Genomic DNA, 14,394 nt, shown 5'->3' with positions numbered 1-14,394 from the left:
CGGCCCTTTCGCGACGCAAGGCCGCTCCCACAAGAGACCGCGGATAGCTGGTACGGAATCTGCCTGCCTACCTGCGCAACACAGCAATCACCTCATCAGGAAGAGAGAGAACAATAATCATGAATGCTGCACTGAAGTCTTTCGCCCCCAGTGCCCTGGCGCTGCTGCTGATCCTCCCTGCCACGGCCTCGGCAAAAGAAGCCGAAACCCAGCAGAAACTGGCCAATGTGGTCATCCTCGCCACCGGCGGCACCATTGCCGGGGCCGGCGCCAGCGCCGCCAACAGCGCCACCTACCAGGCCGCCAAGCTCGGCGTCGACAAGCTGATTGCCGGCGTGCCGGAACTGGCGGACCTGGCCAATGTGCGCGGCGAGCAGGTGATGCAGATCGCCTCCGAAAGCATCACCAACGACGACTTGTTGAAACTGGCCAAGCGCGTCGCTGAGCTTGCCGACAGCAGCGACGTGGACGGCATCGTCATCACCCATGGCACCGACACCCTCGAAGAGACGGCCTATTTCCTCAACCTGGTAGAGAAGACCGACAAGCCGATCGTGGTGGTCGGCTCGATGCGCCCGGGCACGGCGATGTCCGCCGACGGCATGCTCAACCTGTACAACGCCGTGGCAGTGGCCAGCGACAAGCAGTCGCGCGGCAAGGGCGTGCTGGTGACCATGAACGACGAGATCCAGTCCGGCCGCGACGTGAGCAAGTCGGTCAACATCAAGACCGAAGCGTTCAAGAGCGCCTGGGGCCCGATGGGCATGGTAGTGGAAGGCAAGTCGTACTGGTTCCGCCTGCCGGCCAAGCGCCACACCACCCAGTCGGAGTTCGACATCAAGCAGATCAGCAGCCTGCCGCAGGTAGACATTGCCTACAGCTACGGCAACGTGACCGATACCGCCTACAAGGCGCTGGCGCAGAGCGGGGCGAAAGCGATCATCCATGCCGGTACCGGCAATGGCTCGGTGTCGTCGCGGGTGGTACCGGCGCTGCAGGAGCTGCACAAGAACGGCGTGCAGATCATTCGCTCGTCGCACGTCAACCAGGGCGGCTTCGTGCTGCGCAATGCCGAACAGCCGGATGACAAGTACGACTGGGTGGTGGCCCATGACCTGAACCCGCAGAAAGCGCGGATCCTGGCGATGGTGGCGATGACCAAGACCCAGGACAGCAAGGAGCTGCAGCGGATTTTCTGGGAGTACTGATTCTGCTATGACGCGGGCTGGTGCTGGATTCTTCGCGGGCACGCTCGCTCCCACAGGGATCGCACCCCCTGTAGGAGCGGGCGTGCTCGCGAAGAATCCAGCACCGATGCAGTTGCGAAATACTTTGCCTTGAAATACTGTACGCACATACAGCACAACAAGGAACCGCCTCCGTGGCCAACACCGCCGAAGCAACCGCAAGCAGCTACCAACAACTGGGCCTGCGCATCCAGAAGATCATCAACAACCCCCTCGCCCAGCGCAGCCGCGCCGCGCTGATCTTCCGCCTGGAACACGAGTCGCCTGACGACTGGGAAACCCTGCTCGAGGAAATTGCCGAGAACGACAACGTCACCCTCGCCCACCGCGACGACGGCGGCGTGCAGATCTTCTGGACCGTACCGAAGGAAGACTGAGGCTCAGGCCAGCGCCTGCAGGTAGGCACTGGCCTCGCGGTAACGGGCCAGCCGCGCCAGGTCGGCAGGGCCAGGCACGGGAATACGCGACAGGTCACTGTTGTCGGCCAGGTCGGCCAGCTTGACGGTGCGCGCCAGCGGGTCACTGCCCAGACGCACCACGAAATCCTGATAGCTTTCGCCCTTGTTCCGGCTCAAAGCCAGCAAGGCGGCAAGAATTTTCAGGGGGAAGCCCTCACGGGCCAAATCGGAAAGGGTCAGCGACGTGTCTTCGATCACGTCATGCAGCACCGCGACAATGCGCTGTTCTGGCGTGCTGACCCGCATCATCACCCGCAACGGGTGGAGGATATAAGCGGCCCCACCCTTGTCGTATTGCCCTTCATGTGCCCTGGCGGCCACGGCAATGGCCCGCTCCAGCGTAGACATGAGGCCCTCCCCGTCTGGCTAGTCTCAGGGCAAGCATAGCCGGGTAAGACTACAGATTACAGTTAACGCTGCGCACCATGCTGGATGACGATCGAGTCGGTACCCAGCTTGGCCATGACCTCGGCCTTGCGCGCATCGGCTTCGGCCTTGCTCGGGAACGGCCCCATCAGCACCACCGGCTTGCCATCACGGTATTCGACCGAAGAAGGGATGCCTTTCTCGATCAGGCGTGCAGTCATGTCGGACAGCGCGCCCATGTTGGCGCCCTGGATCACTTCGACATCCCACCCCTCAGGGGCCGGTTGATCGGCCAGCGCCTCGGCACGGCGCTGCAGGTCGGCACCGCCGCAGTATTCACGGATGCGCAGGTTGTTGCCGCCATCGTCGACGATGATTTCGTATTGGCCCTCACCGCCCTTGATCGCCACATAGCTGCGGTAGGCCTCGTACTGGCCGGCATCGTCCTTGCCACGCACCTGGCCGCAGATGGTGCCCTTGGTGTCGATCCGCACGTTGCCGAACTTGGCGGTCTTGGGGTTGTGCAGGTGCTCGGCAACCTGTTTATGCACACCTTCGACCTCGTTCTCACAGCCCGCCAGGGCCAGCACTGCCAATACCACTGCCAGTTTGCGCACGCGTGTACCTCCAGATTCGAAGGGGCGGATTCTACCACGGCCACTCGGGGCACGGCCCGCGACCAAAGGTTACACGCTGCTTCGAGGGGGGGGGGATATTTTCGAGAGGGGCATGGAATGCAAGAAGGGCGCCCCTTGCGGGACGCCCTTCTTGATGCCCGGAAACCCGGGACTTTGTTTGGTAGGCACAATTGGACTCGAACCAACGACCCCCACCATGTCAAGGTGGTGCTCTAACCAACTGAGCTATGTGCCTGTCGTGTGGTGCGCATATTAGTGATCGATTGCGCGCCTGTAAAGCGTTTTTTTCAAAAAAATCAAAAACTTTCAGAACGCCGCAGGCGCTGGCAAGCGCCACGCCGAATAGGCCCATAATGCAAAAAGGGCGACCCCTGCGGGTCGCCCTTCTCGCTGCCCGCAGCGCGGGACTTTGTTTGGTAGGCACAATTGGACTCGAACCAACGACCCCCACCATGTCAAGGTGGTGCTCTAACCAACTGAGCTATGTGCCTGTCGTGTGGTGCGCATTCTACGCAATCCAAAAACCCTGTCAACACTTTTTTTCGCGCTAACTCACTGAATCTTAAACTGTTTATAGAGAACGGCGAGCCGCAGGCCCGTATAGGAATTTCAACAGACGACTAGCGGGTGTTTATTATTATTGATAGCATCGGTACATTCGTTAAAAATATAAAACACGAGGTTCCTGCAGCATGGCTAACACCCCCTACCCCCAGTCCTACTACGCCGCCTCGGCCAACCCGGTGCCGCCACGTCCGGCGCTGCAGGGTGAGGTGGAAACCGATATCTGTATCATCGGTGCCGGCTACACCGGCCTGTCCAGCGCACTGTTCCTGCTGGAAAACGGCTTCAAGGTGAGCATCGTCGAAGCAGCCAAGGTCGGCTTCGGCGCATCGGGCCGCAACGGTGGTCAGATCGTCAACAGCTACAGCCGCGACATCGACGTCATCGAACGCACTGTCGGCCCTAAAGAAGCCCAGCTGCTCGGCAAGATGGCCTTCGAAGGCGGCCGCATCATTCGTGAGCGCGTGGCCAAGTACAACATCCAGTGCGACCTGAAGGACGGCGGTGTGTTCGCCGCGCTGACCGCCAAGCAGATGGGTCACCTGGAATCGCAAAAACGCCTGTGGGAACGCTTCGGCCACACTCAGCTGGAGCTGATGGACAAGAAGCGCATCCGTGAAGTGGTTGCCTGCGACAACTATGTCGGCGGCATGCTGGACATGAGCGGTGGTCACATCCACCCGCTGAACCTGGCCCTGGGCGAAGCCGCCGCAGTCGAGTCGCTGGGCGGCATCATTTACGAGCAGACCCCGGCCATCCGTATCGAGCGCGGCGCCAACCCGGTTGTGCATACCCCGCAAGGCAAGGTCCGCGCCAAGTTCATCATCGTTGCCGGCAACGCCTACCTGGGCAATCTGGTACCGGAACTGGCCGCCAAGTCGATGCCGTGCGGCACCCAGGTGATCACCACCGAGCCGCTGGGCGAAGAACTGGCCCGCACCCTGCTGCCGCAGGACTACTGCGTGGAAGACTGCAACTACCTGCTCGACTACTACCGCCTGACCAGCGACAAGCGCCTGATCTTCGGCGGTGGCGTGGTGTACGGTGCACGCGACCCGGCCAACATCGAAGCGATCATTCGTCCGAAGATGCTCAAGGCCTTCCCACAGCTGAAGAACGTCAAGATCGACTACGCCTGGACCGGCAACTTCCTGCTGACTCTGTCGCGCCTGCCTCAGGTCGGCCGTATCGGCGACAACATCTACTACTCGCAGGGTTGCTCGGGCCACGGCGTGACTTACACCCACCTGGCGGGCAAGGTACTGGCCGAAGCCCTGCGCGGCCAGGCCGAACGTTTCGACGCCTTCGCCGGCCTGCCACACTACCCGTTCCCGGGTGGCCAGATGCTGCGTGTGCCGTTCAGCGCCATGGGTGCCTGGTACTACAGCCTGCGCGATCGTCTGGGCTTCTGATGATGTAAGCAGGTCTGGCCTCTTCGCGGGCACGCCCGCTCCCACAGATACCGCACATGGTTTGAAACTCATGCAGTACCTGTGGGAGCGGGTTTACCCGCGAAAGGGCCGGAGCAGGTAACGCTATTTGTTCAGGCTGCGCACAGCCTGTTTTGCCGCCACTTCCTGGCCCGCCCGGGCCAGTTCATCGGCAGCCTGCAGCCAACGCTGACGGTCCACCTGGGCCGGCAGCTGGCGCGGTGGCTGCACCAGCACCGCCCAACTTCCCTCACTCGCCCACGCCGAAGCAAAGTCATCGAACGCCATCAACTGGCGCCGATGCATCCCCGAGCGCAGCAATACGCGCTTCTTGAAGCTGTCATAGCCGATCAGCACCGCGTAACGCGGCTCGCTCCACCACGCCGAACCTTCTCGGTAACGCAGCAATACCGGATTGCCAGCGGCCACCTGGGTCAGCAGGGCATCCAGTTGCTTGTCCAGCGGGTACACCAGCATGCCGTACTCGCGGGCGACCCGCGGGATGCTCGTTTCCAGCGCATCGGCCCCCTTGGGCAGGTTCAGCGGTTTGTCCAGCAGCCCCGGGGTGATCGGCGCACCTTGCTGGGAGAGCAGCGCGGCCAAGGCCATCGAGCCACTGTGGTTGGCATTGCCGCGGTAGAACGGCACGCTACTGATCTCGACCCGCTGCGGCATGCCCTTGAGGCTTGCGGGCGGTGCACTGGCGCAGCCGCCCAAAGTCGCGGCCACCAGGCAGGCGGCCAACAGTCGACGCGGGACGGTTGCCCAGCGCTTGCAGGAATGTTGCTCCATGGACACTCGCTTGTTTCGGTGCCAGGCAGGCAGCGCCCGGCTCTGGCCACCGATCATAGGGCGCCGCGTTGCGCGGGTATAGTCCGACAAGAGAGCGGAACCAATCGGCTTGAGCCATCGACCTTTGGTCAATGGAACGTCACGGCCGGGCAGCTAGACTAAAGCTGTGTCTGGAGGGCAAACCGCAGGTTGGCCCAAGAGAAGGAGGCACGCATGAGCCTGACCATGGCAATCCTCATGCTGGTGAGTATGTGGCTGAGCGTCGCGGCCGCCATGCTGTGGGGTGTTCTGCGTATCGTGCGGCGTCATTCCCCGCATCACCACCTGCCACCGCAGGCCACGGCCAAGGCGCAACCTGTGCGCAGGGCGCGGCGGCATGCCAGGGCGCACTGAGGCTACTTCACCTGAATGCAAACGGGGCGCCAGGCGCCCCGTTGTCTTGTATCAGCCTTCGGCGGCTTCACGCTTGAGCCGCGCTCGGCGAGCCAGGATGTTGAGGATCTCGATCACCGTCGAGAAGGCCATCGCCGCGTACACATAGCCTTTCGGTACATGGGCGCCAAAACCTTCGGCGATCAGCGTCATGCCGATCATGATCAGGAAGCCCAGCGCCAGCATGACCACCGTCGGGTTGTCGTTGATGAAGTTGGCCAGCGGGTCGGCGGCCACCATCATGACGATGACTGCGGTGATCACGGCAATGATCATGATCGGCAGGTGCTCGGTCATGCCCACGGCGGTGATGATGCTGTCGACCGAGAAGACAATGTCCAGCAACAGGATCTGGAAGATCGCCGCGGCAAAGCCCAGGGTGACCGTGGAAGACACCTTGGCCTCTTCCTTGGCGCCGTGCGGGTCGACGTTCTCGTGGATCTCCTTGGTGGCCTTCCACAGCAGGAACAGGCCGCCAGCGATCAGGATCACGTCCTTCCACGAGAAGGCATTACCGAACACTTCGAACACCGGGTCGGTCAACTGCACGATCCAGGCCACGGTGCTGAGCAGGGCCAGACGCATGACCAACGCCATGCTGATACCGATACGGCGTGCCTTGGAACGGTATTCCACAGGCAGTTTGTTGGTCAGGATCGAGATGAAGATCAGGTTGTCGATACCCAGTACCACTTCCATGGCCACCAACGTAGCCAGGGCGACCCAGGCGGTGGGGCTAGCGGCGAGTTCCAGCAAGTATTCCATTGTTCAAATCCTGAAGCGGCGGTTAGGGTCAGATTTCTTGGGTGTGGGTTTTCTTTTCGGCGTCCTTGGGCTTCTGGCCCTGGTGACCGATGGCATCGCTCAACGCCTGCTGGGCGGCCTTGTTGGTGTCGTCGATGGCCTGCTTGGCCGACTTCGCTGCTTGGTCGAGCATTTGCTGGGCAGACTTCTCGGCCTGGTCGCAACCAGCCAGGCTGAACAGCGCCAGGGCCAGCACCAGCGGAGTCCCAATGGATTTGAGATGCAGCATGGTTTCCTCGCTTGAAAAATCCCGCGGCGCGAAGCGCCTGATGGGGTCGCATTCTAAAAGACGGCAATAGTTCAGGAAAATTCGTATTTCCAGTGTGTATACTTCGGTTTTTTCGAATCGGAACCCGCGCGCGTGCTCAACTATCGCCAGCTCCATTACTTCTGGGCCGTGGCCAAGACTGGCAGCATCGCCCGTGCCAGCGAGCAGCTGAACCTGACGCCGCAGACCATCAGTGGGCAGATCAGCCTGTTCGAGCAGACCTACGGGCTGGAGCTGTTCCAGCGGGTCGGTCGACAACTGGAGCTGACCGAAACCGGCCGTCAGGCACTGGTCTATGCCGAGCAGATGTTCCAGATTGGCGGGGAACTGGAGGCCATGCTCAGGGCCGGCCCGCAGGAGCAGATCCTGTTTCGCGTGGGGGTTGCCGACGTGGTGCCGAAGTCGATCGTCTACCGGCTGCTGGCCCCGACCATGGAGCTGAATGAAGTGCTGCGCATCAATTGCCGCGAAGACAAGCTCGAACGGCTATTGGCAGACCTGGCGATCCAGCGCCTGGACCTGGTGATTTCCGACAGCCCGATGCCCAGCCACCTGGATATCAAGGGTTATAGCCAGAAGCTCGGCGAATGCGGCCTGAGCTTCTTCGCCACCCCGGCCCTGGCCAGCCGGCATGCAGGCCCCTTCCCCGCCTGCCTGCAGGATGCGCCGCTGCTGATTCCCGGGCCGGAAACCGTGGTGCGCAGCCGCCTGTTGCGCTGGCTGGGCGAGCAGCAGGTGCAGCCCAGGATCATTGGCGAGTTCGACGACAGTGCGCTGATGCAGGCATTCGGCCAGTCGGGCAGCGGGATATTCGTGGCGCCGAGCGTGATTGCCGAGGAGGTGTGCCGGCAGTATGGCGTCGCACTGATTGGCCAGACCGAAGCGGTGCATGAGTCGTTCTATGCCATTTCGGTGGAGCGCAAGGTCAAGCATCCGGGGATCGTGGCGATTACCGAGGGGGCACGGCGCGAACTGTTCCACTGGTAGTGGCGGCTCGCGAAAGGACCGGGCCTGAATGTGCTAGAGTCGCGCCCTTTGAAGATTTCGAGACTCCGCTGCACATGACGCCTGTTCTTCGCCTTGTAAACCGCACCAGCCTGGTGACCCAAATCGTCATCGGCCTTGTCGCCGGCATCGCCCTGGCCCTGCTGGCACCTGCCATCGCCCGTGACCTGGGCTTTCTCGGCAAAGTGTTCGTCAGCGCCCTGAAGGCTGTTGCGCCGGTGCTGGTGTTCATTCTGGTCATGGCGTCGATCGCCAACCACCGCCACGGCCAGGAAACCCACATCCGCCCGATCCTCTGGCTGTACCTGCTGGGCACCTTCGCGGCCGCGGTGGTGGCCGTGGTCGCCAGCATGCTGTTCCCGTCGCAACTGGCCCTGAGGACCAGCGAGGTGGCCCTGAGCGCGCCGGGCGGTATCAGCGAGGTGTTGCAGAACCTGCTGCTGAGCGCGGTCGACAACCCGATCAACGCCTTGCTCAACGCCAACTTCATCGGTGTGCTGACCTGGGCCATCGGCCTGGGCGTGGCCTTGCGCCACGCTGGCGATACCACCCGCACCGTGGTCGAGGACCTGTCCAACGGCGTGACCTTGATCGTGCGCGTGGTGATCCGCTTCGCCCCGCTGGGTATCTTCGGGCTGGTCAGCTCGACCCTGGCCCAGTCTGGCCTGGGCGCCCTGCTCGGCTACCTGCACCTGCTGGGTGTGCTGATCGGCTGCATGCTGTTCGTGGCGCTGGTGATGAACCCGCTGATCGTGTTCTGGAAAATCCGCCGCAACCCTTACCCGCTGACCTTGCTGTGCCTGCGCGAAAGCGGCATTACAGCGTTCTTCACCCGCAGTTCGGCAGCCAACATACCGGTCAACCTGGCGCTGTCGGAGCGCCTGGGGCTGCATGAGGACACCTACTCGGTTTCGATCCCCCTGGGGGCGACCATCAACATGGCAGGCGCGGCAATCACCATCACCGTGCTGACCCTGGCGGCCGTGCATACCCTGGGGATTCCGGTCGACTTGCCGACGGCGGTGCTGCTGAGCCTGGTGGCGGCAATCTGCGCCTGCGGTGCCTCTGGGGTCGCGGGTGGTTCGCTGCTGCTGATTCCGCTGGCGTGCAGCCTGTTCGGCATCCCCAGCGAGATTGCCATGCAGGTGGTAGCGGTGGGCTTCATCATTGGCGTGCTGCAGGATTCGGCGGAGACGGCGCTGAATTCGTCGACCGATGTGTTGTTCACTGCAGCGGCTTGCCAGGCAGAAGAACGGCGCAGCATTTGAGATTGCCGGGGCCGCAAAGCGGTCCCAATTGCCTTACACCCCGGCTTTACCTACGCTAGTGGCCTTTCCCCAGCAATGAGACAGGGCCATGTCAGAACACGAAACCGCAGGCGAAGGCCGCCTCAGCAGCATCGAGATCCGCATTCTCGGCGCGCTCATCGAGAAGCAGGCCACCAGCCCGGAAAGCTACCCGCTGACCCTTAACGCCCTGGTCCTGGCCTGCAACCAGAAAACCAGCCGGGAACCGGTCATGAACCTGACCCCGGGCCAAGTCGGCCAGGCCCTGCGCGCCCTCGAGGGCCAGGGCATGGCACGCCTGCAGATGGGCAGCCGCGCCGACCGCTGGGAACATCGGCTGGACAAGGCCCTGGAACTGGTACCGGCGCAACTGGTGCTGATGGGCCTGATGTTCCTGCGGGGGCCGCAGACCCTCAACGAACTGCTGACCCGCAGCAACCGCCTGCACGACTTCGACGACACCGAGCAGATCCAGCACCAACTGGAGCGCCTGATTTCACGTGACCTGGCCTTGCACCTGCCACGCCAGGCCGGGCAGCGGGAAGACCGCTATACCCATGCCCTGGGTGACCCGGCAGAAATCGAGGCGATTCTGGCAGCGCGCCAGCAAGACGGTGGCGCTCGCAGCAGTGGCAGCAGCGTGTCGGAAGAGCGTATTGAAGCCCTGGAAGCAAGGATCGCGGCGCTGGAAGCACGACTGGCCGAGCTGGAAGGCTGAGCCGCCTAGGGTTCAGGGTCGGGGAAGTTGCGGCAGCTTTTGCGTTCGGCCAGTTCCCGGTCACTGGGGCGCTGGTCGACGAACACGGTGCGGCCGTCTGCGTAGATTTCGAGGTAGCCCCAGTGCAGGTCCTGCTCTTTCTGCCCTGGCTTGGGGGGGACTAGCCACCAGGGTTCGCGGCTGATCAGGGTCATGGTGAAGCTCCTGAGGGTGTCTGCGGTAAGCATAGACACCCTCAGGTTTTGCTTTGTCAGTGTCGGCCCTTTCGCGGCTAAAGCCGCTCCCACAGGTCAACCACAGGCCTGATGGGCAGTGATTTCCCTGTGAGAGCGGCTTTAGCCGCGAAGAGGCCAGTGCAGGCTTACGCCGGTGCCGAAGTGCGGATCAGGTGATCGAACGCCGCCAGCGATGCCTTGGCGCCCTCGCCCACCGCGATGACGATCTGCTTGTACGGCACGGTGGTCACGTCACCTGCGGCAAATACACCCGGCACGCTGGTCTGGCCCTTGGCGTCGACGATGATCTCGCCACGTGGCGACAGCTCGACCGTGCCTTTGAGCCAATCGGTGTTCGGCAGCAGGCCAATCTGCACGAAGATGCCTTCCAGCGCCAGGTCATGCAGCTCATCGGTATTGCGGTCCTTGTAACGCAAACCCGTCACTTTTTCGCCATTGCCAACCACTTCGGTGGTCAGCGCGCTGGTGATCACCTTGACGTTCGGCAGGCTGTGCAGCTTGCGCTGCAGCACAGCATCAGCACGCAGCTGGCTGTCGAACTCGATCAGCGTCACCTGGGCGACGATACCGGCCAGGTCGATGGCCGCCTCCACGCCCGAGTTGCCGCCACCGATCACCGCCACGCGCTTGCCCTTGAACAGCGGGCCGTCGCAGTGCGGGCAGTAGGCCACGCCGCGGGCGCGGTATTCCTGCTCGCCCGGCACGTTCATTTCGCGCCAGCGGGCGCCCGTGGCGAGGATCACCGTCCTGGCCTTGAGCGAGGCACCGCCGGCCAGGCGCACTTCGTGCAGGCCGCCGTCGCTGGCCGGGATCAGCGCTTCGCCGCGCTGCAGGTTCATGATGTCGACGTCGTACTGCTTGACGTGCTCTTCCAGCGCCGTGGCCAGCTTCGGCCCTTCGGTTTCCTGCACCGAAATGAAGTTTTCGATGGCCAGGGTATCGAGCACCTGGCCGCCGAAACGCTCGGCAGCGACACCGGTGCGGATGCCTTTACGGGCGGCATAGATGGCCGCTGCGGCCCCCGCAGGGCCACCGCCGACCACCAGCACGTCGAAGGCGTCCTTGGCGTTGATCTTCTCGGCCTGGCGGGCACCGGCGTTGATGTCGATCTTGCCGAGGATTTCTTCGAGGCCCATGCGGCCCTGGCCGAACACTTGGCCGTTCAGGTAGATGCTCGGCACCGCCATGATCTTGCGCGACTCGACTTCATCCTGGAACAGCGCACCGTCGATGGCCACGTGGCGCACATTGGGGTTGAGCACGGCCATCAGGTTCAGCGCCTGGACCACGTCCGGGCAGTTCTGGCACGACAGCGAGAAGTAGGTTTCGAAGGTGAATTCGCCTTCCAGCGCCTGGATCTGCTCGATCACTTCGGCACTGGCCTTGGACGGGTGGCCGCCGACTTGCAGCAGCGCCAGCACGAGGGAGGTGAATTCGTGGCCCATGGGGATGCCGGCAAAGCGCAGGCTAATGTCGGCACCCGGGCGGTTCAGCGAGAACGAAGGGCGACGGGCATCGCTGCCGTCCGCGCTGAAGGTAATGAGGTTCGACAGGCCGGCGATTTCCACCAGCAGGTCGTGCAGTTCGCGGGACTTCGCGCCGTCGTCGAGGGAGGCAACGATCTCGATCGGCTGGGTGACCCGCTCCAGGTAGGTTTTCAGTTGCGATTTCAGCGTGGCGTCCAACATACGGGCGATTCCTTTTTTCAAAACTCAGATACAAAAACGCCCAGGCGAGGTCGCCCGGGCGCTTTTACGGGGCGGTAGGTGTTTCAGCTTTGGCGGCTGGCTACCGCCCGCGACGTGCACATCGGCTTAGATCTTGCCGACCAGGTCCAGCGACGGAGCCAGAGTGGCTTCGCCTTCTTTCCACTTGGCCGGGCAAACTTCGCCTGGGTGAGCGGCAACGTACTGGGCAGCCTTGACTTTGCGCAGCAGCTCGGCTGCGTCGCGGCCAACACCACCGTCGTTCAGTTCGACGATCTTGATCTGGCCTTCCGGGTTGATCACGAAAGTACCGCGATCGGCCAGGCCGGCTTCTTCGATCAGCACGTCGAAGTTGCGCGAGATGACGTGGGTCGGGTCACCGATCAGCGGGTACTGGATCTTGCCGATGGTTTCCGAAGTGTCGTGCCAGGCTTTGTGGGTAAAGTGGGTGTCGGTCGATACGCCGTAGATTTCCACGCCCAGCTTCTGGAACTCTGCGTAGTTGTCGGCGAGGTCACCCAGCTCGGTCGGGCAAACGAAGGTGAAGTCGGCCGGGTAGAAGAACACGACGGACCACTTGCCTTTCAGGTCGGCTTCGCTGACCTGAACGAACTCGCCCTTGTGGTAGGCGGTGGCGTTGAACGGTTTGACCTGGCTGTTGATGATAGGCATGAGAGACGCTCCTTCATGGGGTTGGAATCAGTTGATGGAAAGAATCCTAACTGCTGGCCCCGACAAAGGCTCATTGGCAAAGCTCATGCTTGTGATTGGTTTTGGCTATAACCGCAGATAATTAATAGAAGGGAATGGGCTGAGCAAAGGATTGCGCGGTATTCGAGGCCTCATCACCGGAGGGCGGTGACGAGGCCCGCCGCGTCAGCGGGTGACGGTGCGCATGGTGACGAACTCTTCAGCGGCAGTCGGGTGCACGCCAATGGTGTCGTCGAACAACTGCTTGGTCGCTCCGGCCTTGAGGGCGATACCCAGGCCCTGGATGATCTCGCCGGCGTCCGGGCCGACCATGTGGCAGCCCAGCACCTTGTCGGTCTCGGCGTCGACCACCAGCTTCATCAGGGTCTTCTCCTGGATGTCGGTGAGGGTCAGCTTCATGGCGCGGAAGCGGCTCTCGAAGATCTGCACCTTGTGCCCAGCTGCCAGTGCCTGTTCCTCGGTGAGGCCGACAGTGCCAATCGGTGGCTGGCTGAACACCGCCGTCGGGATGTTCTGATAATCCACCTTGCGGTACTGCTCTGGCTTGAACAGGCGCCTGGCCACGGCCATGCCTTCGGCCAGGGCCACCGGGGTGAGCTGCACGCGGCCGATCACATCGCCAATGGCGAGGATCGACGGCGCGGTGGTCTGGTACTGCTCGTCGACGCGGATGAAGCCGCGGGCATCCAGTTCAACCCCGGTGTTCTCCAGGCCCAGGTTATCGAGCATCGGGCGGCGCCCGGTGGCGTAGAACACGCAATCGGTGACCAGCTCGCGGCCGTCCTTGAGGGTGGCTTTCAGGCTGCCGTCTTCAAGCTTGTCAATGCGCTGGATGTCGGCGTTGAACTGCAGGTTCATGCCGCGTTTTTCCAGCTCTTCCTTGAGGTGGGTACGCACCGAGCCGTCGAAACCACGCAGGAACAGTTCACCGCGGTAGAGCAAGGTGGTGTCGGCGCCCAGGCCCTGGAAGATGCCGGCGAACTCGACGGCAATATAACCACCGCCGACCACCAGCACGCGGCGCGGCAGCTCCTTGAGGTAGAACGCCTCGTTGGAGGTGATGGCCAGTTCCTTGCCCGGAATGTCCGGCACCTGCGGCCAGCCGCCGGTGGCAATCAGGATGTGCTCGGCGCTGAACCGCTGGCCGTCCACTTCCACCTCGTTGGCACCGGTGATGCGGGCATGGCCTTGCAGCAGGGTCACGCCACTGTTCACCAGCAGGTTGCGGTAGATGCCATTGAGGCGCTCGATCTCGCGGTTCTTGTTGGCGATCAGCGTGCCCCAGTCGAAATGGCCCTCTTCCAGGGTCCAGCCAAAACCGGCCGCCTGCTCCAGCTCATCGGCGACGTGGGCGCCGTATACCAGCAGTTTCTTCGGCACGCAGCCGACGTTGACGCAGGTGCCACCGAGGTAGCGGCTCTCGGCCACTGCCACTTTTGCACCAAAGCCCGCAGCGAAGCGCGCTGCGCGGACACCGCCGGAACCGGCGCCAATCACGAACAGATCAAAATCGTAGGCCATGTATTCACTCTCCTAGGCAGGCGCCCAGCATAACGCACTGGGGCCGCTTTGCGCCCCTTCGCGGGCTTGCCCGCTCCCACAGGTATGGACTGCCCCCAAGAAGTTGGACACCAATCCAACCCTTGGGGGATTCATGGCCAAGTACACTGAGCAGTTCAAGCTCACAGCAATCACTGCCTATTTGGATGGCAGCAACGGTTTCCGTACGGTAG

16 protein-coding genes and 2 tRNA genes are annotated in these 14,394 nt (G+C 62.6%); 7 read left to right on the top strand and 11 right to left on the bottom strand.

Features of this window, described 5'->3' with window-relative positions:
* Positions 1–119 precede the first annotated feature (119 nt).
* Both CQW31_RS11355 and CQW31_RS11350 read left to right on the top strand, forming a co-directional pair.
* Positions 120–1,208, top strand: coding sequence for an asparaginase (locus tag CQW31_RS11355; RefSeq protein WP_054884964.1), 1,089 nt, complete (start codon positions 120–122; stop codon positions 1,206–1,208).
* A 173-nt stretch (positions 1,209–1,381) separates the two neighbouring features.
* Entirely contained in the window at positions 1,382–1,624 is a 243-nt protein-coding gene (locus CQW31_RS11350) for a DUF1654 domain-containing protein (RefSeq protein WP_054884963.1), read from the top strand.
* Between the two features lie 3 nt (positions 1,625–1,627).
* Here CQW31_RS11350 and CQW31_RS11345 read toward each other — a convergent pair whose 3' ends face one another.
* From CQW31_RS11345 to CQW31_RS11330, 4 genes are all read right to left on the bottom strand, one after another.
* Positions 1,628–2,053, bottom strand: coding sequence for a GTP pyrophosphokinase (locus tag CQW31_RS11345; protein ID WP_054884962.1), 426 nt, complete (start codon positions 2,051–2,053; stop codon positions 1,628–1,630).
* Positions 2,054–2,115: 62 nt separating this feature from the next.
* Positions 2,116–2,688: an SPOR domain-containing protein gene (locus CQW31_RS11340; RefSeq protein WP_054884961.1), complete on the bottom strand. Its 573-nt coding sequence runs from the start codon at positions 2,686–2,688 to the stop codon at positions 2,116–2,118.
* A 179-nt stretch (positions 2,689–2,867) separates the two neighbouring features.
* A tRNA-Val gene (locus CQW31_RS11335) sits at positions 2,868–2,944 on the bottom strand.
* A gap of 179 nt (positions 2,945–3,123) precedes the next feature.
* Positions 3,124–3,200, bottom strand: a tRNA-Val gene (locus CQW31_RS11330).
* A gap of 201 nt (positions 3,201–3,401) precedes the next feature.
* On the opposite strand from CQW31_RS11330, the gene CQW31_RS11325 reads away from it, so the two are divergent.
* On the top strand, positions 3,402–4,685 hold the full coding sequence (locus tag CQW31_RS11325) for an FAD-binding oxidoreductase (RefSeq protein WP_054884960.1): 1,284 nt from the start codon (positions 3,402–3,404) through the stop codon (positions 4,683–4,685).
* A gap of 123 nt (positions 4,686–4,808) precedes the next feature.
* On the opposite strand, the gene CQW31_RS11320 is transcribed toward CQW31_RS11325, so the two are convergent.
* On the bottom strand, positions 4,809–5,552 hold the full coding sequence (locus CQW31_RS11320; protein ID WP_054884959.1) for a peptidase C39 family protein: 744 nt from the start codon (positions 5,550–5,552) through the stop codon (positions 4,809–4,811).
* Positions 5,553–5,708: 156 nt separating this feature from the next.
* Between CQW31_RS11320 and CQW31_RS11315 the strand changes: the two genes are divergently transcribed.
* Positions 5,709–5,888, top strand: a complete 180-nt coding sequence (locus CQW31_RS11315) for a hypothetical protein (protein WP_099814498.1) — start codon at positions 5,709–5,711, stop codon at positions 5,886–5,888.
* Positions 5,889–5,939: 51 nt separating this feature from the next.
* On the opposite strand, the gene CQW31_RS11310 is transcribed toward CQW31_RS11315, so the two are convergent.
* Positions 5,940–6,692: a TerC family protein gene (locus tag CQW31_RS11310; protein WP_016391529.1), complete on the bottom strand. Its 753-nt coding sequence runs from the start codon at positions 6,690–6,692 to the stop codon at positions 5,940–5,942.
* Between the two features lie 28 nt (positions 6,693–6,720).
* Positions 6,721–6,960: a hypothetical protein gene (locus tag CQW31_RS11305; protein ID WP_054884957.1), complete on the bottom strand. Its 240-nt coding sequence runs from the start codon at positions 6,958–6,960 to the stop codon at positions 6,721–6,723.
* A 132-nt stretch (positions 6,961–7,092) separates the two neighbouring features.
* Here CQW31_RS11305 and nhaR point away from each other — a divergent pair, with 132 nt between their 5' ends.
* The 3 genes from nhaR (at position 7,093) to CQW31_RS11290 (ending at position 10,008) form a co-directional block, all read left to right on the top strand.
* A complete protein-coding gene (gene nhaR, locus CQW31_RS11300) occupies positions 7,093–7,986 on the top strand; it encodes a transcriptional activator NhaR (protein WP_099814497.1) in 894 nt (297 codons plus the stop codon).
* Between the two features lie 74 nt (positions 7,987–8,060).
* On the top strand, positions 8,061–9,272 hold the full coding sequence (gene sstT / locus CQW31_RS11295; RefSeq protein ID WP_054884955.1) for a serine/threonine transporter SstT: 1,212 nt from the start codon (positions 8,061–8,063) through the stop codon (positions 9,270–9,272).
* Positions 9,273–9,360: 88 nt separating this feature from the next.
* Positions 9,361–10,008 (top strand): YceH family protein, encoded by a 648-nt coding sequence (locus CQW31_RS11290; RefSeq protein WP_054884954.1) that lies wholly within the window; start codon positions 9,361–9,363, stop codon positions 10,006–10,008.
* Positions 10,009–10,013: 5 nt separating this feature from the next.
* On the opposite strand, the gene CQW31_RS11285 is transcribed toward CQW31_RS11290, so the two are convergent.
* The 4 genes from CQW31_RS11285 to gorA all read right to left on the bottom strand — a co-directional run bounded on the left by CQW31_RS11285 (position 10,014) and on the right by gorA (position 14,182).
* Positions 10,014–10,202, bottom strand: a complete 189-nt coding sequence (locus CQW31_RS11285) for a hypothetical protein (RefSeq protein WP_041166543.1) — start codon at positions 10,200–10,202, stop codon at positions 10,014–10,016.
* A gap of 167 nt (positions 10,203–10,369) precedes the next feature.
* Positions 10,370–11,932, bottom strand: a complete 1,563-nt coding sequence (gene ahpF / locus CQW31_RS11280; protein ID WP_099814496.1) for an alkyl hydroperoxide reductase subunit F — start codon at positions 11,930–11,932, stop codon at positions 10,370–10,372.
* 126 nt (positions 11,933–12,058) lie between these two features.
* A complete protein-coding gene (gene ahpC, locus CQW31_RS11275; RefSeq protein ID WP_054884952.1) occupies positions 12,059–12,622 on the bottom strand; it encodes an alkyl hydroperoxide reductase subunit C in 564 nt (187 codons plus the stop codon).
* 204 nt (positions 12,623–12,826) lie between these two features.
* A complete protein-coding gene (gene gorA, locus CQW31_RS11270) occupies positions 12,827–14,182 on the bottom strand; it encodes a glutathione-disulfide reductase (protein WP_099814495.1) in 1,356 nt (451 codons plus the stop codon).
* Between the last annotated feature and the right edge of the window lie 212 nt (positions 14,183–14,394).

Origin of the sequence: Pseudomonas sp. 382 (genome assembly GCF_002759075.1) — a bacterium.
GTDB classification, from domain to species: domain Bacteria; phylum Pseudomonadota; class Gammaproteobacteria; order Pseudomonadales; family Pseudomonadaceae; genus Aquipseudomonas; species Aquipseudomonas vlassakiae.
This window is presented reverse-complemented; position numbering and strand designations above follow the sequence as displayed.

Coding starts and splice junctions, on each gene's coding strand:
- CQW31_RS11355 (WP_054884964.1), top strand. CDS start 120: ATGAATGCTGCACTGAAGTCTTTCGCCCCCAGTGCCCTGGCGCTGCTG.
- CQW31_RS11345 (WP_054884962.1), bottom strand. CDS start 2,053: ATGTCTACGCTGGAGCGGGCCATTGCCGTGGCCGCCAGGGCACATGAA.
- CQW31_RS11325 (WP_054884960.1), top strand. CDS start 3,402: ATGGCTAACACCCCCTACCCCCAGTCCTACTACGCCGCCTCGGCCAAC.
- CQW31_RS11320 (WP_054884959.1), bottom strand. CDS start 5,552: ATGATCGGTGGCCAGAGCCGGGCGCTGCCTGCCTGGCACCGAAACAAG.
- CQW31_RS11315 (WP_099814498.1), top strand. CDS start 5,709: ATGAGCCTGACCATGGCAATCCTCATGCTGGTGAGTATGTGGCTGAGC.
- CQW31_RS11310 (WP_016391529.1), bottom strand. CDS start 6,692: ATGGAATACTTGCTGGAACTCGCCGCTAGCCCCACCGCCTGGGTCGCC.
- CQW31_RS11305 (WP_054884957.1), bottom strand. CDS start 6,960: ATGCTGCATCTCAAATCCATTGGGACTCCGCTGGTGCTGGCCCTGGCG.
- sstT (WP_054884955.1), top strand. CDS start 8,061: ATGACGCCTGTTCTTCGCCTTGTAAACCGCACCAGCCTGGTGACCCAA.
- CQW31_RS11290 (WP_054884954.1), top strand. CDS start 9,361: ATGTCAGAACACGAAACCGCAGGCGAAGGCCGCCTCAGCAGCATCGAG.
- CQW31_RS11285 (WP_041166543.1), bottom strand. CDS start 10,202: ATGACCCTGATCAGCCGCGAACCCTGGTGGCTAGTCCCCCCCAAGCCA.
- ahpF (WP_099814496.1), bottom strand. CDS start 11,932: ATGTTGGACGCCACGCTGAAATCGCAACTGAAAACCTACCTGGAGCGG.
- ahpC (WP_054884952.1), bottom strand. CDS start 12,622: ATGCCTATCATCAACAGCCAGGTCAAACCGTTCAACGCCACCGCCTAC.
- gorA (WP_099814495.1), bottom strand. CDS start 14,182: ATGGCCTACGATTTTGATCTGTTCGTGATTGGCGCCGGTTCCGGCGGT.